Annotated in this window: 27 protein-coding genes and 1 pseudogene; 19 read left to right on the forward strand and 9 right to left on the reverse strand. The window is 63.1% G+C overall.

Annotated features, from left to right (window positions below):
• The first annotated feature begins 87 nt into the window (after nt 1-87).
• The 6 genes and pseudogenes from M728_RS26440 (at nt 88) to M728_RS26465 (ending at nt 4,385) form a co-directional block, all read left to right on the forward strand.
• Nucleotides 88-546, forward strand: a complete 459-nt coding sequence (locus M728_RS26440; RefSeq protein WP_026622762.1) for a hypothetical protein — start codon at nt 88-90, stop codon at nt 544-546.
• Nucleotides 543-1,436, forward strand: a pseudogene (locus tag M728_RS26445) (hypothetical protein). Before M728_RS26440 ends, M728_RS26445 begins: the two are co-directional and overlap by 4 nt.
• The gene (locus tag M728_RS26450; RefSeq protein ID WP_034884574.1) at nt 1,436-1,780 is read left to right on the forward strand and encodes a hypothetical protein; all 345 of its coding nucleotides are present in this window, start codon (nt 1,436-1,438) and stop codon (nt 1,778-1,780) included. The pseudogene M728_RS26445 and the gene M728_RS26450 overlap by 1 nt, the downstream one beginning before the upstream one ends.
• Before the next feature lie 174 nt (nt 1,781-1,954).
• On the forward strand, nt 1,955-2,251 hold the full coding sequence (locus M728_RS26455) for a hypothetical protein (protein WP_245269838.1): 297 nt from the start codon (nt 1,955-1,957) through the stop codon (nt 2,249-2,251).
• A gap of 325 nt (nt 2,252-2,576) precedes the next feature.
• Nucleotides 2,577-3,161: a hypothetical protein gene (locus M728_RS26460; protein ID WP_026622987.1), complete on the forward strand. Its 585-nt coding sequence runs from the start codon at nt 2,577-2,579 to the stop codon at nt 3,159-3,161.
• A gap of 318 nt (nt 3,162-3,479) precedes the next feature.
• Nucleotides 3,480-4,385 (forward strand): ArdC family protein, encoded by a 906-nt coding sequence (locus tag M728_RS26465; RefSeq protein WP_026622988.1) that lies wholly within the window; start codon nt 3,480-3,482, stop codon nt 4,383-4,385.
• Nucleotides 4,386-4,446: 61 nt separating this feature from the next.
• On the opposite strand, the gene M728_RS26470 is transcribed toward M728_RS26465, so the two are convergent.
• Together M728_RS26470 and M728_RS26475 are read right to left on the reverse strand one after the other, a co-directional pair.
• Nucleotides 4,447-4,716 carry a hypothetical protein gene (locus tag M728_RS26470; protein ID WP_026622989.1) on the reverse strand — a complete coding sequence of 90 codons (270 nt, stop codon included), beginning with the start codon at nt 4,714-4,716 and terminating at the stop codon, nt 4,447-4,449.
• Between the two features lie 412 nt (nt 4,717-5,128).
• Nucleotides 5,129-5,251: a hypothetical protein gene (locus M728_RS26475; RefSeq protein ID WP_256375619.1), complete on the reverse strand. Its 123-nt coding sequence runs from the start codon at nt 5,249-5,251 to the stop codon at nt 5,129-5,131.
• A 180-nt stretch (nt 5,252-5,431) separates the two neighbouring features.
• Between M728_RS26475 and M728_RS26480 the strand changes: the two genes are divergently transcribed.
• The 3 genes from M728_RS26480 (at nt 5,432) to M728_RS26490 (ending at nt 6,580) form a co-directional block, all read left to right on the forward strand.
• Nucleotides 5,432-5,749 carry a DUF736 domain-containing protein gene (locus M728_RS26480; protein ID WP_370906531.1) on the forward strand — a complete coding sequence of 106 codons (318 nt, stop codon included), beginning with the start codon at nt 5,432-5,434 and terminating at the stop codon, nt 5,747-5,749.
• Nucleotides 5,750-5,904: 155 nt separating this feature from the next.
• Nucleotides 5,905-6,159 carry a type II toxin-antitoxin system Phd/YefM family antitoxin gene (locus M728_RS26485; protein ID WP_026622992.1) on the forward strand — a complete coding sequence of 85 codons (255 nt, stop codon included), beginning with the start codon at nt 5,905-5,907 and terminating at the stop codon, nt 6,157-6,159.
• Nucleotides 6,152-6,580 carry a hypothetical protein gene (locus M728_RS26490; RefSeq protein ID WP_051441072.1) on the forward strand — a complete coding sequence of 143 codons (429 nt, stop codon included), beginning with the start codon at nt 6,152-6,154 and terminating at the stop codon, nt 6,578-6,580. The genes M728_RS26485 and M728_RS26490 overlap by 8 nt, the downstream gene beginning before the upstream one ends.
• Before the next feature lie 24 nt (nt 6,581-6,604).
• Here M728_RS26490 and M728_RS26495 read toward each other — a convergent pair whose 3' ends face one another.
• The gene (locus M728_RS26495; protein WP_026622990.1) at nt 6,605-6,856 is read right to left on the reverse strand and encodes a hypothetical protein; all 252 of its coding nucleotides are present in this window, start codon (nt 6,854-6,856) and stop codon (nt 6,605-6,607) included.
• 514 nt (nt 6,857-7,370) lie between these two features.
• Here M728_RS26495 and M728_RS26500 point away from each other — a divergent pair.
• The 3 genes from M728_RS26500 (at nt 7,371) to M728_RS26510 (ending at nt 8,616) form a co-directional block, all read left to right on the forward strand.
• Nucleotides 7,371-7,688 carry a DUF736 domain-containing protein gene (locus M728_RS26500; protein ID WP_370906531.1) on the forward strand — a complete coding sequence of 106 codons (318 nt, stop codon included), beginning with the start codon at nt 7,371-7,373 and terminating at the stop codon, nt 7,686-7,688.
• Nucleotides 7,689-7,995: 307 nt separating this feature from the next.
• Complete coding sequence (locus M728_RS26505) at nt 7,996-8,160, forward strand: hypothetical protein (RefSeq protein WP_198023434.1); 165 nt, start codon at nt 7,996-7,998, stop codon at nt 8,158-8,160.
• Between the two features lie 291 nt (nt 8,161-8,451).
• The gene (locus M728_RS26510) at nt 8,452-8,616 is read left to right on the forward strand and encodes a hypothetical protein (protein ID WP_198023435.1); all 165 of its coding nucleotides are present in this window, start codon (nt 8,452-8,454) and stop codon (nt 8,614-8,616) included.
• Between the two features lie 65 nt (nt 8,617-8,681).
• Here the strand turns inward: M728_RS26510 and M728_RS26515 are convergent, their stop codons facing one another.
• The gene (locus M728_RS26515; protein WP_026622779.1) at nt 8,682-8,990 is read right to left on the reverse strand and encodes a WGR domain-containing protein; all 309 of its coding nucleotides are present in this window, start codon (nt 8,988-8,990) and stop codon (nt 8,682-8,684) included.
• Between the two features lie 441 nt (nt 8,991-9,431).
• Between M728_RS26515 and M728_RS26520 the strand changes: the two genes are divergently transcribed.
• Together M728_RS26520 and M728_RS26525 are read left to right on the forward strand one after the other, a co-directional pair.
• The gene (locus M728_RS26520; protein ID WP_245269812.1) at nt 9,432-9,632 is read left to right on the forward strand and encodes a hypothetical protein; all 201 of its coding nucleotides are present in this window, start codon (nt 9,432-9,434) and stop codon (nt 9,630-9,632) included.
• Nucleotides 9,633-9,983: 351 nt separating this feature from the next.
• On the forward strand, nt 9,984-10,217 hold the full coding sequence (locus tag M728_RS26525; protein WP_026622780.1) for a hypothetical protein: 234 nt from the start codon (nt 9,984-9,986) through the stop codon (nt 10,215-10,217).
• Here the strand turns inward: M728_RS26525 and traG are convergent.
• From traG to traC, 3 genes are read right to left on the reverse strand one after another with little or no spacing between them, the layout of a single operon-like run.
• Nucleotides 10,208-12,157, reverse strand: coding sequence for a Ti-type conjugative transfer system protein TraG (gene traG, locus M728_RS26530; RefSeq protein WP_026622781.1), 1,950 nt, complete (start codon nt 12,155-12,157; stop codon nt 10,208-10,210). The genes M728_RS26525 and traG overlap by 10 nt on opposite strands.
• Nucleotides 12,144-12,359: a type IV conjugative transfer system coupling protein TraD gene (traD, locus tag M728_RS26535; RefSeq protein WP_026622782.1), complete on the reverse strand. Its 216-nt coding sequence runs from the start codon at nt 12,357-12,359 to the stop codon at nt 12,144-12,146. The genes traG and traD overlap by 14 nt, the downstream gene beginning before the upstream one ends.
• Before the next feature lie 4 nt (nt 12,360-12,363).
• Complete coding sequence (gene traC / locus M728_RS26540; RefSeq protein ID WP_026622783.1) at nt 12,364-12,660, reverse strand: conjugal transfer protein TraC; 297 nt, start codon at nt 12,658-12,660, stop codon at nt 12,364-12,366.
• Between the two features lie 245 nt (nt 12,661-12,905).
• Between traC and traA the strand changes: the two genes are divergently transcribed.
• The 5 genes from traA to M728_RS26565 all read left to right on the forward strand — a co-directional run bounded on the left by traA (nt 12,906) and on the right by M728_RS26565 (nt 19,218).
• Nucleotides 12,906-16,211 carry a Ti-type conjugative transfer relaxase TraA gene (gene traA, locus M728_RS26545; protein ID WP_026622784.1) on the forward strand — a complete coding sequence of 1,102 codons (3,306 nt, stop codon included), beginning with the start codon at nt 12,906-12,908 and terminating at the stop codon, nt 16,209-16,211.
• The gene (gene traF, locus M728_RS26550; RefSeq protein WP_026622785.1) at nt 16,208-16,738 is read left to right on the forward strand and encodes a conjugative transfer signal peptidase TraF; all 531 of its coding nucleotides are present in this window, start codon (nt 16,208-16,210) and stop codon (nt 16,736-16,738) included. Before traA ends, traF begins: the two co-directional genes overlap by 4 nt.
• Entirely contained in the window at nt 16,707-17,939 is a 1,233-nt protein-coding gene (locus M728_RS26555) for a conjugal transfer protein TraB (RefSeq protein ID WP_026622786.1), read from the forward strand. The genes traF and M728_RS26555 overlap by 32 nt, the downstream gene beginning before the upstream one ends.
• Before the next feature lie 17 nt (nt 17,940-17,956).
• The gene (locus tag M728_RS26560; RefSeq protein ID WP_026622787.1) at nt 17,957-18,586 is read left to right on the forward strand and encodes a TraH family protein; all 630 of its coding nucleotides are present in this window, start codon (nt 17,957-17,959) and stop codon (nt 18,584-18,586) included.
• Nucleotides 18,587-18,909: 323 nt separating this feature from the next.
• Entirely contained in the window at nt 18,910-19,218 is a 309-nt protein-coding gene (locus tag M728_RS26565) for a transcriptional repressor TraM (RefSeq protein ID WP_026622788.1), read from the forward strand.
• A gap of 3 nt (nt 19,219-19,221) precedes the next feature.
• Here M728_RS26565 and traR read toward each other — a convergent pair whose 3' ends face one another.
• Both traR and M728_RS26575 read right to left on the reverse strand, forming a co-directional pair.
• Nucleotides 19,222-19,926 carry a transcriptional regulator TraR gene (gene traR / locus M728_RS26570; RefSeq protein ID WP_026622789.1) on the reverse strand — a complete coding sequence of 235 codons (705 nt, stop codon included), beginning with the start codon at nt 19,924-19,926 and terminating at the stop codon, nt 19,222-19,224.
• Nucleotides 19,927-20,100: 174 nt separating this feature from the next.
• On the reverse strand, nt 20,101-21,369 hold the full coding sequence (locus tag M728_RS26575; RefSeq protein ID WP_026622790.1) for an alkaline phosphatase family protein: 1,269 nt from the start codon (nt 21,367-21,369) through the stop codon (nt 20,101-20,103).

The raw sequence follows: 21,369 nt of genomic DNA on the forward strand, positions 1-21,369 counted from the left end.
TTTCCCTCCCGGATGACGATCGCCGCCGGCCGCCCCGGCGGCGCTTTTGTTTCCATGAACCGCAGAACCAGAACTGGAGGCTTTCTCATGTCTGCGTCCCTGATCTTCGATCTCGCCCCGATCGGCTCACTCGTGTCCTGGTGGGACGGCACACCCCGCCCGCCGGAACGTTTCCATAAGAAGCTCGCTGCCTGGCAAACCAGGAACAGCCAAGGCCGGCTTATCCGCAAGGAAGGGCCGCGCAAGCTCGGCAGCTGTACGTCGCCGGGCTATTTTACCCTTCATCAGGAGGACATCGGCGGCAGGTCCACCATCCTCGCGACCCTCCACCGGACATTCGGGCTCGACTCCGATTTCGCCTTCAAGGTCCTCGAGCGCCCACCGCTCGGCGCGGTTCGCATCTTCGATCGCGCCGGCGAGGCGCGCGAGCTCCTCCATCTCGCCGAGGCCTGGCTGCGGTCTCACCGCTACCCGAGCGCCGTGCTCGAGGAGGTGATGCCCGACGAGGCAGCCGCAGAGGCTGACCACGGGGGGACCGCACCATGAATACGATCCCCATCCCCTCGCAAACTCGGGAGGTCTGCACCGACGAGATTGCTGGCGTGGAATTCGGCCGCGCCGCCGACGGCATGGCCGTTGCGCGCGTCGGCGATCTTGTCTTCGCCATGCTGCCATCCCGCGCTGGCCGGCATCTGCTGGCCAGCGCCTGGCGGGTTTCGCGGCCGCTTGCCGAGCTCAGGCGCGACGATTTCTATTCGTACCATGGTTCGATTGGGGATGAAGCGGCCTTCCGCGAGCGCATGATCGAGCAGGCCGAACATCGCCGTGAGCTCCGGGGACTTGGGCGCCAGACCGTCCGCATCACCTGCAACACGCCGTGGGGCCCATCGCAAGGCGCCACGCTCTATGCGGAGGGCGTTGTTTCCCACACGACGGCGGGGCATGGCGGTTTTTGTCTTTCGCCCGATCGAAACGCGAGCGTCGTTCCGGCACTCAGAACACCCGGGGGATGGTACGAAGAGGATGCCTAATGGGCCATTGTCGCGCTCACCTTCCCAAACCTCTTTACCTCCTACGAGCGCAGATGCGCCGATGAAACCGTCCGGAACAGCTGGCCGGAGGTTTGGGAGACGATTTACGGGCGTGCGCTGTTGCCCGGTCAATCCAGGACGAAAGATCGGCTCGAATTTGAACGGCTGCATGTCGATGACTGGGTGGTGATTTCGGCGATCCATTCCGAACATCACCCCGACATGACGGAAGTGATCGCCACGCGCGGCGGCAAGCGTGACGAAAAATCAGGCGAAGCGCGCTTCCTTGTGCCCCGCGACGATTACGCCCGGCGCCACCGCGTCGGCTTCGTCATCGATCCGAACCGTCACGCCGCCTATGACGGTCCTTCGAGTTTTGTCGGCTGGCAGGGGAGGACCGTGTGATGTCCCCGGATGCAGACCGCATCGCGCAACTTTCCCGCATGGAAGAGGCGCGGCGCCAGACCGAGCGCCAGCTTCAACTGATCGAGCGGCAGATCGCCCGGAAACTGGCGGCGATCATGCCGCAGCTCGCGCGGCGGCAAGGCGGATACCGGCGCGGGAGACCACCCCAACCTTCCGCCTCTCTCGAACGCTACCGCAAAAGCCTTGCCGCGCTCACCGCCGAGCGTCAGCCGGAGATCGATGCGCTCTCCCGCAAGCTCGCACGACAGGAGGCCACGATAGGCGCCTTTCAAGAACGCCTCAGCGCGGGCAACGGTCCGGCTCTAAACGGTGCGGAGGTCTAGTGCCCATGGCGACGATTCGGAGATCTCGAACGCGAGGCCGGTATCGGTCCGGCACGTCTGGAGCGCGCCGCCTTCTGGCGGCAGTTCCATCATCTGGAGGGCAAGGCCTGCCTCGACGCCGGCGTCGCCGAGCTAAAACGGCCGATTGCCGCGAAAGTGGTCCGTGCCGACGACATGCCCGAAACGCGCCGGCGCCGGCAGAAGCGCGATCGGCTTCCTCCTCTTATCCCCGAGCAGGAGGCGGCACTGCAGGCCTATGCCGCCAGACACGGCCGGCGCTGGAAGAGCATTCTGAACGCCGTCTGGATGGGCGGGGCGCCGCATGACGATGGCGGGATCCTTCGCGGCCTGCGCAATTCCCATGGCCCGACCTGGCTGCAATCCTATCGGCTGGCGAGGGGAAGCTCGGCCCAGGCAGCGACCGCGGCGCCGGCGCAAAGCAAGCCCGACACCGGGGATGACAAGGTGTAGCGATCCTCGCGGCCATTTTCCTTTCATTGAGCCGGGTGAGCCTGTCCATGCTGGTTTGCCCTTCGGTTTCGCTGCGGTCTGAACCAGCGGCCATCCGCTTCAAGGCCGCTATCACGCCGCGGGGCGGCCGGAGCCCGCCGTCCATCGCAGAGCAGATCCGCGGGTCTTCGCAAGCGCAATGGCGCTGCTTGCCCGCAGATCGGCTCCGCTTGTCCTGGCCAGGCCCGGACCCTGAAACGTCCGTCTTCCGCCGGTTCGGGGCGACCGCACCGAAGGGCAAGCCGGCACGGGGCCGGAACCGCTTCGGATGTTGAAAGGAAGAAAAATGGCCAAGCCCGCAACCAATCGCCAATCCGCCCGGGTCGCTCAGCTCCGCAAGGGCGCCACGATCGAAATGGTCCGCCTCACATGCCCCGACAGCGCCCAGGCGCTGAAGATCGCGGAAAGTTTCGGGACGGCGATCGTCGACGGCGACGGGATCCGCGATCTGCATGAACGCCTCATCGGCGAGACGGCCGATGCTCTCAGCGACGGCCTCGGCGAAAAGGCCATGCAGATCCACCTGCAGCGGATCGTCGGCGCCTTCGTCGGTTCCGCCCATGGTGCCGGCCAGTTCTATAGCCGCGCGGTCACCGAGGCGCGCGACGCCACCGCCAAGGCCGCCAACGACGCCCGCGACGAGGACCTCGACGGTCCCGTCGGTTACGACAGCGCCGCACAGCGCAAGCGCGAATTCGCCGCCGACATGGGCGTGCAGGCCCATGCGCTGAGGATGGCTGCCGAGGGCGCGGTGGCCGCCTACGCCGAGATCGTCGGCGAGACCTGGAAGCCCTTCGACCGGCCCGTCGAAAACCCGGGTCACAACCTCGATCGCAAGGCCGCCGCAGCACAGATGTCCGCCTTCGAATGAGCCCTTCAGGCGCGGCTTCGGCCTCGCCAATCACTTTCCCGAGAAAGGCCGCCTCCGCCTGGACGCGGCCTTTTGCCATGTCGGCGCCGCACGCGTCCGGTGTTGGGAACGAAAGGAAAAGAAGGGAACAGAAGAACGCATAGGCCGCCCATCGCGGCCGCCGCGGGTGTCGGTCCTGCCGGGGCCGGAAGCGAGTCGCAACGGCTTTGCCGTCCTCCACTCACGTTTCGGCCTTCGGTGCGCTCGCTTGCCGTTTCCCCGGCTCCGGACCCCGTGTGACGGGCCGCGATGGGCGCGGCTTCAGATGGAGGTTGAGACATGAGCAGGAAAGAGAACGGGCTCCGCGTGGATATCTACGCAAAAATCACCGACCGAATCGTCGCTGATCTGGACAAGGGTGTGCGTCCGTGGGTGCAGCCTTGGAGCGCCGGCACTCTCACTGGCCGGGTGAGCCGGCCGCTCCGCCATAACGGCCAAGCCTATACCGGCCTCAATGTTCTGCTTCTCTGGTGGGAAAGCGTCGTCAGCGGATTCATGTCGGCAACATGGATGACGTTGCGCCAGGCGAACGAACTCGGCGCTCATGTGCGCAAGGGAGAAAGGGGTGCAACCGTCGTTTACGCCAGCCGCTTCACGAAGACGGAGAAGGATGCGGCCGGCGGCGAGGTCGAGCGCGATATCCCCTTCCTGAAGGCGTACACCGTTTTCAATTGCGATCGAATAGAGGGTCTGCCGGAACACTATTACCATCGCCCGGAACCGGTCGCGGAAGCGATCGAGCGCATCGAGCATGCGGATCGGTTCTTTGATAACACAGGCGCCGTGGTTCGATATGGGGGCGACAAGGCGTACTACGCTCCCTCCACAGACCACATCCAATTGCCGCGCCCCGAACAGTTCCGGGACATGGCCTCAATGGTTGCGATCCGTGCACATGAGACGCTGCATTGGACTTCGGGTCCGGACCGGCTGAACAGGGATCTCAGCCGCTACCACAAGGATCGCCGCGAGAGGGCCTTCGAGGAAATGGTCGCGGAACTGGGATCATGTTTTTTATGCGCCGATCTCGGCATCGTGCCAGAACTCGAACCGCGCCCCGACCACGCCGCCTATATCCAGAGTTGGGCCGCCATCCTCGGCTCCGACAAGCGGGCGATCTTCCAGGCGGCCGCGCATGCCCAGCGCGCCGTCGCGTATCTTCACGATCTCCAGCCGGATGCTTAGCCGGCACGGGATGCGGCCTGATCGAATATCGCAGGGGAGGACGCGCGTCCTCCCCGACCGGTTACGCTTGCCTTGATGGCGCATCCCTCATCGGAAACATGTCTTCGCCATAGTGGTGAAGCCTGGTGTGATGCCGTCGGCACAACCACCGAACCTTCAAAGGCTCATCGTATTGATCGTGGTGGGCATCGACCGCTTCCAGCCCGCAGACCTCACATGTCTGCTTCTCCAATTCGCCTGCCTTCACTGCTCGCTGCACAGCAAGGTGGGCGTCGTATTTCGCCGGATTGGCACGACGCCAATTTGCCTGGCGAGTATCGGTTTTCAGCATCGCAGCGTCCTGCTTCGTCGGTCTGGTCTTCCGTCGCCGTGCCCTTTATCACGATTCTGCATCTCTTGTCCGGTTCCGCGAGCCATTTGAATTCCAGGAAGGCGAGCTGCCTCCCACACTGACCGGCTCGAACTCGGTCCTCTTGGCTGCCGGCCGTCTCCAAAGATGCGAGACCCCCATCCCGCTTCGCCGGCACAGGAGGTGAAGCGCAGTGAACGGCTGTGTCGCAGGCGAGCCCGAGAGCCTCGCCGGCCGAGGGAGCCACCAAGGAACATGCGCGGCGTCATTCCTTGGTGCAATCGTGATGTGAACCAGGATCGCCGACGATGGCGTCAAGGGAAAGGGAACCTGCAGCGCTGACGAGGGCATAAGCATGGCGCCGAACGTTGCGCAGCCTGTTGGCGGATAATCGTCAATCCGGTTGCCCGCAGCGCGTTCCGTCCGTCCCGAGACCGGCCACACCGACGCGGACCTCGATGAATCTGGTGTGACCGAAGGACGCCTTCGTCTCGATCGCCTCGGCCGCAACGGCCACTCGCTGCTTTCTTCCCCTGCGAACAGGTTCGCATTCCTCGCGCAACCAAGAAAGCCGCTCCCGGCCGTCCTCCACTTCACGTTCCGGCCGCCAGGCGGTGCGGCGTCGATCGCCCCCGGTCCTAACACCGTCATCGAGGCCGCGATCGGCGCGGCCCGAACAACCGGAAGGATCACGACAATGGCAGTCATCGGCGAATTCACCACCAACGGCAACTCCAGCATCATCGGCAACGTGCGAACCCTCACGGTCAGCTTCAAGGCCCGCCTGAACCCCATCGAACGCGTCTCGCGCGACGCCCCGGACTTCCGCGTCACCGCCGGCAACGGCGTCGAGGTCGGCGCGGGCTGGAAGGCGGTCTCCAACGACGGCGAGGAATACATCTCGGTCAAGCTCGACGACCCGAGCTTCAACGCCCCGATCACCGCGGCCCTTTGGCCGGGCGAGAAGGAGGGAGAATACGCCCTCATCTGGAACCGCCCGAAGCGCGAGGCCTGACACCGCAATCCGAGGAGCCCCGCCGCCAAGGCGGGGCTTTCGCACTGGAATGCAACTGACAGGCAAACGGCTTCCGGGTTGATCCCGCTCCGGACTGGAAATGGAGGTCACTGTCGGCTATATGGATATTATGGATATTCTGGACCGAGGCTGATATGAAAACATTCACCACCGCGGATCTCAACAAGCACGTCGGCGACGTGACCACGGCGGCACGGCGCGAGCCGGTGTTTATCACCCATCATAAGAAGCCGAAGTTCGTTCTCATGGCCATCGAAGATTATGAGCGCCTGCGCGGCGAACAGGATCAACGGCGTGCCTTCTCTCTCGACACCATGCCCGAGGATATCCAGGACGGACTGCTGGCGCTCGCAGATTCCATCGAAAACGATGGCGCAGACAATGATTGATCCCGAAACGGGCCTCGTCATTTCCTATCATTATCTCTGGACACATCAACATGACCGCGGCGAGGAGAGTGGGCGAAAGGCGCGACCCGCCTGCGTCGTTGTTCCGGTCACATCCGATGGCAAGAGCGTCGTCCTCTTTCCCTTGACGACGAAGGAGCCTGGACCTGACCGAGTGGCAATCAAAGTGCCCGACACGGAGCGCAAGCGTCTGACGCTGAAAGGTCGCGGTCCAACCTGGCTAATCCTCGACGACGCCAATGCGGACGTGCTTCCGAGCTCCTTTCACGTTGAACCTGTCAGCTACGACCCGCTGACGATCGCCTATGGCAAGTTCAGCAAGCCGTTCATGGACCTGGTCATCAAGACGGTCGCCAACGCAATCCGTACCAGGAAGATCCAGATCGCAAAACGTAAGCGCTAAGGCAGCTATTCCGACATCGCCGCTTCAATGCCACGCTGAGCCCGCGACTGACTTCGCAATCCGTTCGGCGGCAAGGCGTTCCGCCTCAGTCATCGCAGCCGCTTTGGTCCTGAAAGGACCTACATCGTGCTCTTGCCTGTCGGGAAGCCACAGCGGGAGAAACCACCACCCGCCGGGACGATAGCTGGAGCTCTTTCGAACCGAGCCGACGCTCCCGGCGAAGAACCAGCCCGGATCGATGCCGTCACGTTCCCATACGATGGTGTTGTCCGTCATGACCCATTCTTCCTGTCCAATCGTCTCAGGACGTTATCGGCCCTGCCTGATTGAGACAACAACGCATCGCGCAGGCGCGGTTTCGATCCTGGCGCAGTGGTGATGCGACCAAGGTCGCTGGCGATGGCGTCGAGAGCAGGGACTCCTAGGACCCTGGCAGGGGACATGAGCATGGCGCCGAACGTTGCGCAGCCTGTTGGCGGATAATCGTCAATCCGGTTGCCCGCATCGCGTTCCGTCCGGCCCGAGGACCGGCCACACCGACGCGGGCCTCGATGAATCTGGTGTGACCGAAGGACGCCTTCGTCTCGATCGCCTCGGCCGCAACGACCACTCGCTGCTTTCTTCCCCTGCAAACAGGTTCGCATTCCTCGCGCAACCAAGAAAGCCGCTCCCGGCCGTCCTCCACTTCACGTTCCGGCCGCCAGGCGGTGCGGCGTCGATCGCCCCCGGTCCTAACACCGTCATCGAGGCCGCGATCGGCGCGGCCCGAACAACCGGAAGGATCACGACAATGGCAGTCATCGGCGAATTCACCACCAACGGCAACTCCAGCATCATCGGCAACGTGCGAACCCTCACGGTCAGCTTCAAGGCCCGCCTGAACCCCATCGAACGCGTCTCGCGCGACGCCCCGGACTTCCGCGTCACCGCCGGCAACGGCGTCGAGGTCGGCGCGGGCTGGAAGGCGGTCTCCAACGACGGCGAGGAATACATCTCGGTCAAGCTCGACGACCCGAGCTTCAACGCCCCGATCACCGCGGCCCTTTGGCCGGGCGAGAAGGAGGGAGAATACGCCCTCATCTGGAACCGCCCGAAGCGCGAGGCCTGACACCGCAATCCGAGGAGCCCCGCCGCCAAGGCGGGGCTCTCTTGGTGGGCATATGGAGGCCGGAAGCCGGCATCGAGCCGGCCCCCGGCCTTTCGGGTGCCAACCGGAAACTTGGGTCTGCTCAGATCGGTCAAGGGTGCCACGGCGGCCCCGAAGGCGTCGAAGGACGAGCGGCACCCCCAAAATGCTTGCGCATTTCGGCTCCCCCACTCGCCGGCTCCGCCGGTCGCGTGCCGCGCTCCTTGACCCCTCCGATCCGCCATGACCGCGGCGCTCTTCTTTCACAAACTTCAAGGAGACGAAGGCGATGATCATCGAACAACACATCAGCGAACTGCGCGCCGAGCTGCTTGCCTGCAACGACCCCGCCGAGTGCCGCCAGATCGAAGCTGAACTCGAACTCGCCCAGGCCGAACTGATCCTGGCGATGGCCGAACAGGACGGGTCCATCGACGCCGAGCCGCCCTTTTGAGAGCGGCAGGCCAGCAACACTGCCAGACCGCCGGCATCCAGAGGCGGTGAGGAGGCGTCGGCACAGCTCCCTTTCGATCTTCTGTCATGACATCGGGGATGTTGCAGCCCGGCATCGCTCCGCAACCCGCCGCCGCCGGAATTTTCCCCGCCGCTGCACGGCTCCTCGCGCAATCAAAATTCAGCCGCCAGCCGGTCCTCCGCATCCGCTGCGTCCGTGCCGGTGCAGCCTTCCTTATCGGTCTGCGTGCCTCACCCCCGCGATGACAGCCTATCGAAAGGAGAAAGTATCATGCGCCAACTCGCCCGATTCCTCAGCGCCACCGGCCGCCGTCTTCAGGCCCTTGGCAAGGTGATCAGCCACTTCTTCCGCAAGGGAAAGCTCGGTCTGAAACTCGCCATCAAGATCCCATTCTTCGTCGGAATCGAGGCCTCCTTCGAGACCGATTGGGATTGACGCGAATGACACGCCATGGGCCGCTTCGGCGGCCTCTTCTCAGATCCGAAGCGCCTTCGATAATGTCACCTGTGCAAAGGCCGGAGCATTGTTTTTGGTCGATAGCCACGAGCGCGCTTTTGCTTCAACAGGTAGAGGAACAGTCGCACCGCTTCCTCCTCCCGTTCGAAGACATGCTGCTTTTCCTGGCCTCGTTTGCCGATCCGTCCCCATCGCCGGATCAGACAAGCCTCTCCAAACATCGTCTGCCCGATCTCCATGGCATAGTACCGCGCCATGTTTTTCGCCGGATCCGCCCGTTCGACATAGAGGTGGTAGGGTTGTTTGACCATGGCGTCATCATCGTGACAGCGCACCGCCGCGTCCAACGACATATGTGAATCATACAGGTGCGACCGATTCATTTTCGTGAAGAATGGTGCATGGGCGAGGCGCCGACGGTGCACGGCTTTAGTTGCGCTGCGACCGGAGCTCGCATGCGTTCTCCGCCCAGTCGGGTTACGATCCTCTCGTAAAGAAGAAGCTTGGCGTTGCCAGATATCGTCATTACGAGATTGCCGGAACGTCGTATGGCCAGCAGAGCTGGCAAGCGGTCGCGTCCTTTTCAGGACGCGGTCTATCTCCTGCCGTCCCAGCGTGCACTCGCCGTTCCGGCGTCAAAGACATCGCGGCCCCTCCAATTTTCCCTGCGCTGCAAGCGGCACAGAAAAACTTGGTTCCTCCGCTCGCCGCGCGGCGGCCGCGTTCCGCGGTCCCTGACCCCTCACGGGCTACGGTGCGGATCCCTTTCGTCAGAAAACGAAAAGGAGCCTCTGATGACAAAGCATCAAACCATTCACCCGGTTGGCCAAGACCAGGGTCTGCCGGATCAGCAGCCGAACGCGTCTGAGGATTTGTGCCGAAATTTCGATGCGGAAGTTCATGTGCCCGGCGACATCTCGCGTGAGTTTCTATCAGCGGCGCTGCTCTACGCGATCGACCATAAGGCCGAGTTCGGTTTGTTTCATGAGCCCTGAAGGATCATCATCGCGCACTTTGGCGGCGACGAGATATATCTTCCCTCGCGGTGGTCCGACAAACTATGGCGCATTGGCCTCGAGGACAAAGAGCCTTTCGACCCGGGCGATTGAGGTCCAGACAGAGGCGGCAAGCCGCCTCTGGTTCTGCCTTCCCCTATGAGCCGTTCCATCCGGATCGACCGGCCGGCACGGCTTGAAAGGGAGGCTCTGCCGACCCCTCTCGATCTCACCCGGGCTGGCTAAGTTCGGGCGTACCATGCCACCGGTTTGCTTCTTCCGCACACTGATGCACTGGCCTTCGGCTCGAGAAAATTGTAAGGCGCGCGGCAGATATCTCGGGAGATGACCATGGAAGATACTGTTCAAATCGGAAATCGCGGCGACTTCGGTCTCTGGGCGATCGAGGTCGCCAAGCAGATCGTCAGCGAGCAGGGCTTCGAGCTCGCCCAAGCTGCGCGCGACGGCACGGATGATGACGTACGTGCCGCCGGAAACGCGCTCGGCCAGGCCATCACCACTGCACTGCTCGAAGTCTATGACGGCCTGCTCGAGGGCGTTCCTGAAGATCAGCATCAGGGCTGAGGCTTCGTGCGCGCCGTGGCTGCCGCGTCACCCTTGAAGAACACATTCGGCTTCACGCAGGCCTTCATGTCCTCTCTCCGAAACCAGATGGCGCGTCCGCACCTGAGCGGGGGATTGCCTGATGTAAAGACGATCTGCTCGTCGCTGCGCATGCGCATCACCTCATGCGGCAGGATCAGCCGCCGGCTGACGAGCTGCTTGGAGCGCGTCCGCGACGAGCCGGAGGATTGTGTCGAGCGGCTCAGCTGATCGACCTCCACGGTCGTCTCACCGCAGCGCCTCGAAACATATTCCGCCGTGTCAGGATCGTTGATCGCGCTGAAGCTGATCCAGGCGGCTGACTCGAACCATTTGCTTGTCGCGTCTCGGCCGCCGTAAGTCTCGCGCATCTGGCCGAGCGACTGGAAGATCAGCGTGAGCGTGATCCCGTATTTGCGGCCGGCATCGCGCGCCGTCTCGAGGATGCGCATATAGCCGAGACGCGCGACCTCATCGAGCAGGAAGAGCGCGCGGCCGTTCATCTCACCCCTGCGATTGTAGATGGCATTGAGGAACGAGCCGATCACGACGCGAGCCAAGCCGGGATGGGCCTCCAGCACCTTGAGATCGAGCGCGATGAAAAGATCGGTCTTGCCGCCCGCAAGATCGTCGGTGGCAAAGGTGTCGCCGGACACGAGGGCCGCATAGTTCGGGTAAGACAGCCAATGGGTTTCCTTGACCGCATTGGCGTAGACGCCGGAAAACGTCTCTGGCGTCATGGCGATGAAAGGCGCGACATTCTCCTTGACGAAATCCGAATTCGACTGGCTGTGAATGCGCGTCAGGCGCTCGCGCAGCTTCGGCTCGGGCTCGGCGAGATTGCCGCGCACCTGCCGCAGCGTCTGGTCTTTCTCGTCCGTATGGCCGGAGAGGCAGACATCGGCAATCAGCGCCACCAGGAGCTGCATGGCGGATGCCCGGAAGAAGTCGTCGCGGGCAGCCGCCGGGCGCGGATTGTCGGTCATCACCCAGGTCGCGACCGCGACGATATCCTCCTCCCGGCTTGCGCCGAACCGCCCGGTCCAGTCGAGCGCATTGAAGCCGACGTCCGGGGTCGACGGATCGAGGACTATGACCTTTCGACCGGCCTTGCGGCGGTGGTCGATCACCATTGGCGCCACCTCGCTCGAGGGATCGAGGACGACGAGCCCGCCGCCCCATTTGAGCGCAGTTGGAACGGTGACCGACGTTGTCTTGAAGCCGCCGGAGCCTGCGAAGACCACGCCATGCGTGGAGCCGAAAGATGCATCGAAGGTGAGGAGCGGAGAGCGCCCGCCAGCACCCCAGCTGGCCGGCTGATCGGCGCGGAACGATGTAGCGGCGACGCTGTCGCGATCGACCCTGTAGCGCTCGCCGATGACGATACCGCCGTCTTCGGCAAAGAGCTTTGCCGCGTCCTTCATCGCCATCCAGTCGTTCTCACCATGGATCGCCCGCTTGCCGGTGATGCGGCGAGGGACGGGCCGTGCAAATGCCGCGTTGCCCTTCAGCGCGACGCGCAGAGCAAAGATCCCGGCGAGGATCGCGGCGGAGCCGCCGAGCATCGTCGATGGATCGGCATAGGCAAGGACGGATTTGTCCTCAGCGACCTGGTCGGCAAGAGCCTGGAGCCGCAGCGCCTCACGGGCGATCGCCAGGATTGAGACGAAGATGGCGCCGGATAACACGCTCAAGCCGGCAGCCTTGATGTCGACCGCGCCGGCTGCCGAAAATAGCGCGATCACGCCGAGCGCCGCCGCGGCCGCATAGGGCAGGGCAAGACCAATCCGCCCGAGCAGCAGTTGTGCCTGGGGCGTCGTTCCAAACGCCGCCATCCAATGTTCGATGCCCGGCATGACGATTGCAGCAGCGATCATCGCCATGGCCGGAAAAACCGCAAGGAGGACCTTATTCGCCGTCACGGCCAAACGCCTCCATCCCGATTGCCATCAGCCGCGACCGTTCCGCCGCGTCGCCCTTGAGGCGAGTAGCAGCGTCGATCAGCAGCCCGAGCAGAAGGGCCCGTTTCTCGTAACGCAGGCCTGCCTTGACGATCAGACCGCCGAGCTCGATTTTTTCGCGCGTGTCCTTCTTCCGCGCCTCCGATGAGGTGAGCCGCTTCATCCGCTCAAGCCTCGCCAGTGCTGCCCTGATCCGCGCCAGGGCTGAAGCTCGCCGGCGTTTCGCCGGCGGCCCCGCCATCGCCGGCATTCTTTCTTCCGGTCGCCTGTCCCTTCTCGCCGCGAAAGCGCCCGGCAATTTCCTCGAAAGCCACTTGGAGATCCGCTTCCTCGATCTCGATGTCGCCAAGACCGGACTTGAGCGCGATCCGCCCGATGCGCTCGGCCTCGCGTGTCTCAGTCTGCTTCAACTGTTCCTGCAGGCGGGCGATCTCTTCCCTGATCTTCGATGACGGCTTCTTCATTCGGGTCGCATCTCCTTGGACTTCGGCGTGCTTTCGCGCCGCCCGAAACTCCTCCGCATGCTTCCGTTTTGAAAGGTGCAGTATTGCACGTCGGCAAGGCCGACACTTTCGTCCATCATCCCGCCGCTCGACGAGAGCGGATCCAAGGGCGCAATTATACGTCGCTGTGGCGACGTGTTTGCTGATTGCCCTGGCGGGGCCCGCTCTTCGGCCGAACGCGGTTCAATCCGGGAGTTCCTGTCGCCGTGGCCATCGCCCATTTCTCAGCCAGCATCGTCAGCCGCGGCGACGGACGCAGCGCCGTGCTGTCGGCGGCCTACCGGCACTGCGCCAGGATGGACTACGAGCGCGAGGCCCGCACCATCGACTACGCCACGAAGGAAGGGCTGCTGCATGAGGAATTTGTCCTCCCGGCCGATGCCCCGAAATGGGCGCGCGCGCTTATCGCCGACCGGTCGATTTCTGGCGCGTCGGAAGCCTTCTGGAACAAGGTCGAGGCCTTCGAGAAGCGCTCCGATGCCCAGCTTGCCAGGGACATGACCATCGCACTGCCGCTGGAGCTCACGCCCGAGCAGAACATCGCTCTCGTAAGGGATTTCGTCGAGACACATATCCTCGCCAGGGGCATGGTTGCGGACTGGGTTTACCACGACAATCCCGGTAATCCGCATATCCACCTGATGACGACCTTGCGGCCGCTGACCGAGGACGGGTTCGGGGCGAAGAAGGTCGCGGTTCTCGGCGAGGGCGGCGGCCAGCCGCTGCGCACGAAATCCGGCAAGATCGTCTATCAGCTCTGGGCCGGTTCCACGGATGATTTCAATGTCCTGCGCGACGGCTGGTTCGAGCGGCAGAACCATCATCTGGCGCTGAACGGAATTTCGCTCAGGATCGATGGCCGCTCCTACGAAAAGCAGGGCATCGAGCTGGAGCCGACCATCCATCTCGGCGTCGGCGCCAAGGCGATCGAGCGCAAGGCGGAGAGCCAGGGTGTTCGCCCGGAACTCGAACGGCTCGAACTCAACGACGAACGCCGCGCTGAGAACGCCCGCCGCATCCTTCGCAACCCGGCCGTCGTGCTCGACCTGATCACCCGGGAGAAGAGCGTCTTCGACAACCAAGATGTCGCCAAGGTGCTGCATCGCTATGTCGACGATCCCGGCACTTTCCAGCAGTTGATGGTGCGGATCATCCAGAGCCCGGACGTGCTACGTCTCCAGCGCGACACGATCGATTTTGCCACCGGGGAGCGGGTGCCCGCGCGCTATACGACGCGGACGCTGATCCGGCTCGAGGCCGAGATGGCCAGTCGCGCCATCTGGCTCTCGCGGCAATCCTCGCATGGCGTCCGGGAACAAGCGCTGACGGCGACGTTTTCGCATCATGCGCGGCTCTCGGACGAGCAGAAAACCGCGATCGAGCACGTAGCAGGTCCGGCCCGGATCGCGGCGATAGTCGGACGTGCCGGCGCCGGCAAGACGACGATGATGAAGGCGGCACGGCAAGCCTGGGAACTGGCCGGGTATCGGGTCGTCGGTGGCGCGCTTGCCGGCAAGGCTGCCGAAGGCCTCGAGAAGGAAGCCGGCATCAAGAGTCGCACGCTCGCATCCTGGGAACTGCGCTGGCAGCATGGCCGCGACGGCCTCGACGCCAAGACCGTCTTCGTCATCGACGAGGCCGGCATGGTCGCCTCGAAACAGATGGCCGTCTTTATAGAGACGGTGGTTAGGACAGGGGCGAAGCTGGTGCTCGTCGGCGATCCGGATCAACTGCAGCCGATCGAAGCGGGGGCCGCCTTCCGCGCCATTGTCGACCGCGTCGGTTACGCCGAACTCGAAACGATCTACCGTCAGCGCGAAGACTGGATGCGGGCTGCCTCGCTTGATCTGGCGCGTGGGAACATTGGAGCGGCGCTTGCCGCCTATCGAACCTATGGCAAGCTGCATGGCTCGACGCTCAAGGCCGAGGCCATCGACCACCTGGTCGCCGACTGGAACCGCGATTACGATCCGAAGAAGTCGGCGCTGATCGTGGCGCATTTGCGCCGCGACGTGCGCCTGCTCAATGAGATGGCGCGCGCAAAATTGGTCGAGCGCGGCGTGGTCGGCGAAGGCCGTGCTTTCCGCACCGCCGACGGCATGCGCCGGTTCGATGCCGGCGACCAGATCGTCTTCCTGAAGAATGACGGATCGCTCGGCGTCAAGAACGGCATGATCGGCCACGTTGTCGAAGCCGCGCCCAACCGGGTTATCGCCACGGTCGGCGAGGGCGATCAGCGGCGGCAGGTAACGGTCGAACAGCGGTTCTACTACAATCTCGATTACGGCTACGCGACGACGATTCACAAGTCTCAAGGCGCCACCGTTGACCGGGTGAAGGTGCTAGCGTCCCTTTCGCTCGATCGACATCTTGTCTATGTCGCGATGACGCGCCATCGGGAGGATCTGCAGGTCTATTACGGCGCACGATCCTTCGCCTTCAATGGCGGGATCGAACGGGTGCTGTCGCGTCGCAACGCCAAGGAGACGACGCTCGATTACGAGCGCGCCACGCTCTACCGGCAAGCGCTCTCCTTTGCCGAGAACCGCGGCCTGCATCTCGTCCAGGTCGCCCGCACGCTTGTGCGCGACCGCCTCGACTGGACGCTGCGCCAGAAGCAGAAGCTGACCGATCTCATATCTCGCCTGCGGCTCGCGGGCGAGCGGTTTGGTCTTCTTCAATCCCCCATCCAGAAACAGAAGAAGGAGGCCGAGCCGATGGTCGCCGGCATCAAACAGTTCACATTCTGCGTTGGTGACAGCGTCGACCGAAAGCTCGGCGACGATCCGGCGCTCAAAGCTCAGTGGGAGGAGGTCTCCACCCGCTTCCGCTATGTCTTTGCCGATCCCGAGACAGCCTTTCGGGCCATGAATTTCGATGCGGTTCTTGCCGACCGGATGACAGCCAGGAAGGTGCTCCAGCAGCTTGCGACCGAGCTGGCTTCGATCGGACCGCTGAAGGGCAAGACCGGCCTTCTTGCCGGCAAGGCCGAGCGCGAGGCGCGTCGCATCGCCGAGGTCAACGTGCCGGCTTTGAAACGCGACATCGAGCAATATCTCAGGATGCGCGAGAGCGCCCGAGAGCGGTTGGAGGCTGAGGAGAAGAGCCTTCGGCAACGGCTATCGATCGATATTCCGGCATTGTCGCCGGCCGCCCGGGTCGTGCTCGAGCGCGTGCGCGATGCGATCGACCGCAACGATCTTCCGGCCGCCCTTGGATTTGCGCTCAGCAACCGCGAGACCAAGCTCGAAATCCACGGATTCACCAAGGCTGTCGCTGCGCGGTTCGGCGAGCGCAGCATGCTCACCAATGCCGCGCGCGCGCCGTCAGGCAAGCTGTTCGACAAGCTCGCCGATGGCCTGAGGCCCGAGGAAAGGCATCGGCTGAAGGAGGCGTGGCCTATCATGCGCGCCGCCCAGCAACTGGCCGCCCACGAACGCAAGGTGGTGTCGCTGAAGCAGGCGGAGGAAATGCGGCTGTCGCAGCGTCAGACCCCGACCCTGAAACAATGAAGCGGCGGGGTCCAACCATGGTCCTTGCGGTGGCGGCGATAGAGGTCGGTCTTCTTTCCGGCTCCGCGAGTTTCGGCGACTACCGGCTGAACCTGACGCCGAGCGAACCGCTGGGGCTCTGGCGGATCGAGGCACCGAGCCGTGCAATTGCGGTCGCCGATCTCGTTTTCGTCTGTCCGCCGGTGACGCCGCTGTTCGAGGAGGCACGACGTCGTCTCTATCTCGCCCGCGGCCTCTGCCCGGGTGGCGTCGCACCGCTAATCAAGGCCGTGGCGGCGCTGCCCGGTCAGAAGGTTGAAGTCGGCGAGGAGGTGCGCATCGACGGCGAGATACTACCGTCCTCGCGCCTGCGCCAGACCGACGGCGCCGGGCGCGCGCTCAAGCCCTTTGCCGGCGGCATCGTGCCGCCGGGCACTCTCTATCTGCACTCCCATTTCACGAGTTCCTATGATTCCCGATATTTTGGTCCGATCCCGGAAAACGGATTGCTCGGCCTTGCCCGGCCGGTCCTCACGGTCGACCCGTGACCGCGCACATGCGGCACTTCTCGTCGCGTTGGCAATCATCGTCGGCGCGGTCGCCTGGAGCGGTGTCGTTCTTGCGCTTCCGGTGGCGATGGTCTTTCCGGCGCTCTGGGCGCTGTCGCCGTCGCGCACGGTCGCATCCCTGGTCTCGGCGGGCTATTTCCTCGCCGCTAGCCGTGGCCTGCCGCAAGGTGTCGCGAACTTCTATGCCGCCGATCTCTGGCCCGGACTTCTGCTCTGGCTGGCCGCCTCGGCTGCCTTTGTCGCGGTGCATGCGGCGGCCTGGGCAAAGGGGTCGGGGTGGGGGCGACAGGAAGAGGGACGTGAGGGAAGGGTCCATCCGGAAAGAGGAAGAGCGCTACGGTATTTCGCGGCGACGATGGTGATGACGCTGCCGCCCTTCGGCATCACCGGCTGGGCGCAGCCGATCACCGCGGCCGGCGTGTTGTTCCCGGACTGGGGCTGGTTTGGATTGCTTGCAGCCGCTGCCGGCCTCGCAATGATGACATCGCGATACTGGCCCGCAGCAGCCGTTGCCTTGATGAGCTTCTGGTTCTCGTCCGCCGCAAACTGGACAGCATTGAGCCTAGCCCAAGGGTGGAAGGGCGTCGATCTTGAACTGGGCCAAAGCCTGGGGCGCGACACATCATTTGAGCGCCACCGAGTCCTGATTGCCACAGCTATCAGAAACGCAGGCGACGGCATCCGCTTCATCGTCCTTCCTGAAAGCGCGCTCGGCTTCTGGACGCCCACCGTGGAGCGTCTCTGGAAAGAGGCTTTGCGAGGCCATGATATCACCGTCATCGCCGGCGCGGCCGTGCTTGAGCCTGCGGGTTATGACAACGTGCTTGTGGCGATCTCGGCCGAGCGGTCGCAGATCCTCTATCGCGAACGCATGCCGGTCCCGGTGTCGATGTGGCAACCCTGGAAGGACTGGACAGGCGAGGGCGGCGGCGCAAGCGCCCACCTCTTCGCCAACCCCGTCTTCGAGGATGACGGCATCAGGGTCGCGCCGCTGATCTGCTACGAGCAGCTCCTCGTCTGGCCCGCATTGCAGTCGATGCTCGGTTCCCCCGACATCCTCGTCGCGACCGGCAATGGCTGGTGGACGACGGGCACGTCGATCGTCGCCATCCAGCGGGCGAGCGCGATCGCCTGGGCAAAGCTGTTCGGACTGCCGCTCGTGCTCGCTTTCAACACCTGAAAACATGGAGAACAAGCATGGTCGATGCGGCTCTCATCAAGGGATGCGCCGATCCCGGGCTGAAGCCGGCGATTGTCGAAAAGTTCATCGCCGAGGCCGGTGCGGATGACCCGTTGGCGGTTACGGTGCGCTCCGGGAAACGCGTTGTTCTCGTCCCAAAACCCTCAAACCCGCAAGAGGCCATGGACCTGATCCGCCAGCATATCGGGCGCAATGTCGTGCGTGTCGGCATCACCCAGTATCCGGCGGGTCTTGGGGTCCTCGAGGCGGGTGCGTTGAAGCCTGATCTCGTCGATGCCTGCAACAATCTTCGCATGGGAACCGCGCTGTTCGCCAAAATCTACCGGATCGTCTTGAAGTGGTACGGCAATCCGACCGGTGAAGACCTCCTGCCGCCGGTATTCGAAGACGCGATCATCGCCTGGCAGACCGGGTATTTCGAGGGGGAGGCCGTGTTCCGGACGCCGGATCCGGGCAAGTCCGAGGTAGCCGAGCCGATCAGGGGCGGGCCCGGCAACGAGGACGCCGAGAAATCGGATGAGTTTGATGAGGATGAAGAGCGCGAACCGGCAAACGATCCTGGTCGCGACGGCGACCTCAACAAGGCCGGCATCCGGATCGATCTTTCCGGCATCGGTGCGAAATGAGCGCGAGAGAGAGCCAAATTTGCACCGTCCCGACGGCAATTATCCGCCTGTTTGCACTGGCGAAAATCGATCCTGCCCTCTATAAGGGAGGGTAGGGCAGTACGCGCTGCCCCGGGGTGTGGAAACCCCTACTCGGTGGCTGATGTCGGCCATGACGACATCAGAATCCTCTGGCCTTCGGCCGGGGGCCTGCGACGTATGTCCAGGCGCTCCGGTGCTAAAGGTCGTAGGACTGTCCGAGTACAGTTTCCAACCCCCGGCTTGGGATCAAGGATTAACGTTCGCGGGGGCGCACCGCGGACAAGCCGGAGGACGTGACGGGGATGGGATCGAAACCAGAGACGTTTGACGCCAAACTCGAAATCCGCGCCCTGCTCGGGCTCACGCAGGGGCTTCCCAGGCCCCAGTTGGAACTTCTCGCGGCAGAAGCTATCCGAACCCACCGGCTCCTCGTTGACAAGGCTGATCAACTGTTTCAGGCATTGCCAGAGAAAGACGAAATTCCAGAGATGATCGGGAGTGCCCAGCATCTCGACTATATCAGGGCCTGCATTGAGATGCATACCCAAACATATGCAACGAACACGCTGATCAACCTCCTTGGCTATATTCCCAAGGTACCGACGAACTGAGCTTCAGATCAGCCCCTTGCGAATGGCGACCGAGACCAGGTGGGTCGTGTTCTTAGTGTCGAGGTGCTTGCTTGCCTGTCGAAGCTTTACCCGCACGCTGTTATACGTGACGTTGGCGATGTCTGCCACTTCCGCTTTTGTCTTTCCTTCTGAGATCCAGTAAAGATAGTTGGCTGCCCTGGCATCGAAGAATTCGGGCTGCGGAACGGTTGGCGCCAGATCGGTAAAGGTGATGCGGGTATGCAATTGCCCAACCGCCGCGGCGGCGGCCACCGGGTCCATCCCGTGTTTCAGTTCGCTCTCCGGCTTCTCTGAGGCAAGCGTGAATATCGCAAGAGCGCCGTATGCGGCTTTGATGGGAATGGTCACGCCGGAGCGGATGCCGAAATCGGCCGCGTGTGCATAGAACGAGCGCTCCTCCCTCGACAACCGTGACCTCTCCCGTTCACCGCTCCAGGTGAAGACGCCATTTAGTGCTCTCGCGCGTCGGAGGACCGGGTCGATATCCAAATAGTGGTGTTCGGCATATTCGGACTGCCACTCTGGTCTATAGTTCGAAACGATGTGGGCGTGGCTTGGCAGTATGTTGACATAGGCATAGCCCGCAAAGCCCATCTCCTCGGTGAATTCCGCAAGCCCGAGTTTTACGATGCGTTCATCGCCAGGTATGGCGGCGAGGTCAACGAGTTTGTCAAGCCAGTGTCGCAATTCAGTCCTCTCGATCAAATAATGGCCGCTCCAGAGTGGTCCCTCGTGCGTTGTCCAAACCGCAGGAATGGGCTTGTCAGCTTTTAATGGAGGTCCCGTCACCGCCGCCGTTCAGACAGAGCCCTGTCTCGGCAGTCGAAAGAAGGAGAATCGTGATTGCTCGACGGTTTTGCTTCAGCTCAGTTCAAGCTCTTGCGAACCTTGGATCAGGGTACGCCCCGCATAGGGCGCCTGTGACAGCCCAAGCACGTTCGCCAGCGTCGGCGCAAATTGGTTTGCATTCGCCGACTCGATGATCTGCGGCGCAACACCATTGCCGGAGAGGATGAACATACGATCGTCCTCAGGGCTGCCCGGTCGGAAGCCGTGCGTCGAAATTGCGCGCGGACTGCCCGTCGCCGAGAGCGGTCCTGACGCATCCTTGGGCCGCTCCTCGAACGAATGCCGCGGTGGCGCGACGAACATCGCCACCGTGCCGCGAAGACGTTCCGGCAGGTGGTCGTCGTTCCAGAGCTCGACGCCGTACGCCGAGAGCCGTTCTGCGGCGCTTTCGATATCGCCGGAAGCCCTCTCCGAAACGTAGAGGCTTGCGCCTTCCGTCATCCAGTGCATCTCGGGGAGGATAGCTTCTGGAAAGATCGCCGTATCGACCGGGCCATGACCATGATCGCTAGCGACCGCAACAACGTAGTCTTCGCGGCGCCCGGTACGCTCCAGGACGGCAAGCAAGTTGCCGATCAGCATGTCGGCGAACTCTACCGACCAGATCGCCCCTGGGCTGTCATAGCCGAGATAATGCTGGAACGAATCCGGCATTTCAATCTCGGTCAACACGAGATCCGGGGGGCGATCTGAGCCCAGCATGGCGACAACAGCGCGATTGATGAACTGATCGAGCGCAAGGCCAGCGATAAGTGGCGGTGCACCGTCATTGACCGGCTCCCGAAACGCATCCATGTCGGTCATTCCGGCAAGGACGAGCCTGTTCTCGGGGTCGTGGATCGCTCGCGAAGCGGACAAAGCCTCCGGGGTGACCATTTTCCCGAAGCGATGACCGGTCATGAATCCGCGCATCCACCAGGGCGAGACGTAGACAGATGTATCGGCTGGATCGACAAGCGCCTGACCGATTGTCACGACGTCGAGGCCGGCCGCCTTTGCATGGGCCGCGATTGTCGGCGCTTGCAGGTCTTCGGCCAGTGGCGCCACGAATGCATCCCCACGGAAGATGTGGTTTCCGTAAACACCATGCAATTCCGGTCCGACGCCGGTCAGCATCGTCGCTCGGCCAGGAACGGAGGTCGCCGGCACGGCCGACTTCAGCCGGCGGACACGCAGGCCCGACACGGCAAGGCGGTTCATGTTCGGAAGCCGATGTGCATATTTCTCAAAGGTATCGGCGCTTACACCGTCGACCTGAATTGCGAGCAGTTTTTTTTGCAT

Origin of the sequence: Ensifer sp. WSM1721 (assembly GCF_000513895.2) — a bacterium.
Lineage (GTDB): Bacteria > Pseudomonadota > Alphaproteobacteria > Rhizobiales > Rhizobiaceae > Sinorhizobium.

Bases quoted from the DNA above. Each gene is read 5' to 3' on its own strand.
- M728_RS26440 (WP_026622762.1), top strand. From the start codon at position 88: ATGTCTGCGTCCCTGATCTTCGATCTCGCCCCGATCGGCTCACTCGTG.
- M728_RS26450 (WP_034884574.1), top strand. From the start codon at position 1,436: ATGTCCCCGGATGCAGACCGCATCGCGCAACTTTCCCGCATGGAAGAG.
- M728_RS26455 (WP_245269838.1), top strand. From the start codon at position 1,955: ATGCCCGAAACGCGCCGGCGCCGGCAGAAGCGCGATCGGCTTCCTCCT.
- M728_RS26460 (WP_026622987.1), top strand. From the start codon at position 2,577: ATGGCCAAGCCCGCAACCAATCGCCAATCCGCCCGGGTCGCTCAGCTC.
- M728_RS26465 (WP_026622988.1), top strand. From the start codon at position 3,480: ATGAGCAGGAAAGAGAACGGGCTCCGCGTGGATATCTACGCAAAAATC.
- M728_RS26470 (WP_026622989.1), bottom strand. From the start codon at position 4,716: ATGCTGAAAACCGATACTCGCCAGGCAAATTGGCGTCGTGCCAATCCG.
- M728_RS26480 (WP_370906531.1), top strand. From the start codon at position 5,432: ATGGCAGTCATCGGCGAATTCACCACCAACGGCAACTCCAGCATCATC.
- M728_RS26485 (WP_026622992.1), top strand. From the start codon at position 5,905: ATGAAAACATTCACCACCGCGGATCTCAACAAGCACGTCGGCGACGTG.
- M728_RS26490 (WP_051441072.1), top strand. From the start codon at position 6,152: ATGATTGATCCCGAAACGGGCCTCGTCATTTCCTATCATTATCTCTGG.
- M728_RS26495 (WP_026622990.1), bottom strand. From the start codon at position 6,856: ATGACGGACAACACCATCGTATGGGAACGTGACGGCATCGATCCGGGC.
- M728_RS26500 (WP_370906531.1), top strand. From the start codon at position 7,371: ATGGCAGTCATCGGCGAATTCACCACCAACGGCAACTCCAGCATCATC.
- M728_RS26505 (WP_198023434.1), top strand. From the start codon at position 7,996: ATGATCATCGAACAACACATCAGCGAACTGCGCGCCGAGCTGCTTGCC.
- M728_RS26510 (WP_198023435.1), top strand. From the start codon at position 8,452: ATGCGCCAACTCGCCCGATTCCTCAGCGCCACCGGCCGCCGTCTTCAG.
- M728_RS26515 (WP_026622779.1), bottom strand. From the start codon at position 8,990: ATGTCGTTGGACGCGGCGGTGCGCTGTCACGATGATGACGCCATGGTC.
- M728_RS26520 (WP_245269812.1), top strand. From the start codon at position 9,432: ATGACAAAGCATCAAACCATTCACCCGGTTGGCCAAGACCAGGGTCTG.
- M728_RS26525 (WP_026622780.1), top strand. From the start codon at position 9,984: ATGGAAGATACTGTTCAAATCGGAAATCGCGGCGACTTCGGTCTCTGG.
- traD (WP_026622782.1), bottom strand. From the start codon at position 12,359: ATGAAGCGGCTCACCTCATCGGAGGCGCGGAAGAAGGACACGCGCGAA.
- traC (WP_026622783.1), bottom strand. From the start codon at position 12,660: ATGAAGAAGCCGTCATCGAAGATCAGGGAAGAGATCGCCCGCCTGCAG.
- traF (WP_026622785.1), top strand. From the start codon at position 16,208: ATGAAGCGGCGGGGTCCAACCATGGTCCTTGCGGTGGCGGCGATAGAG.
- M728_RS26560 (WP_026622787.1), top strand. From the start codon at position 17,957: ATGGTCGATGCGGCTCTCATCAAGGGATGCGCCGATCCCGGGCTGAAG.
- M728_RS26565 (WP_026622788.1), top strand. From the start codon at position 18,910: ATGGGATCGAAACCAGAGACGTTTGACGCCAAACTCGAAATCCGCGCC.
- M728_RS26575 (WP_026622790.1), bottom strand. From the start codon at position 21,369: ATGCAAAAAAAACTGCTCGCAATTCAGGTCGACGGTGTAAGCGCCGAT.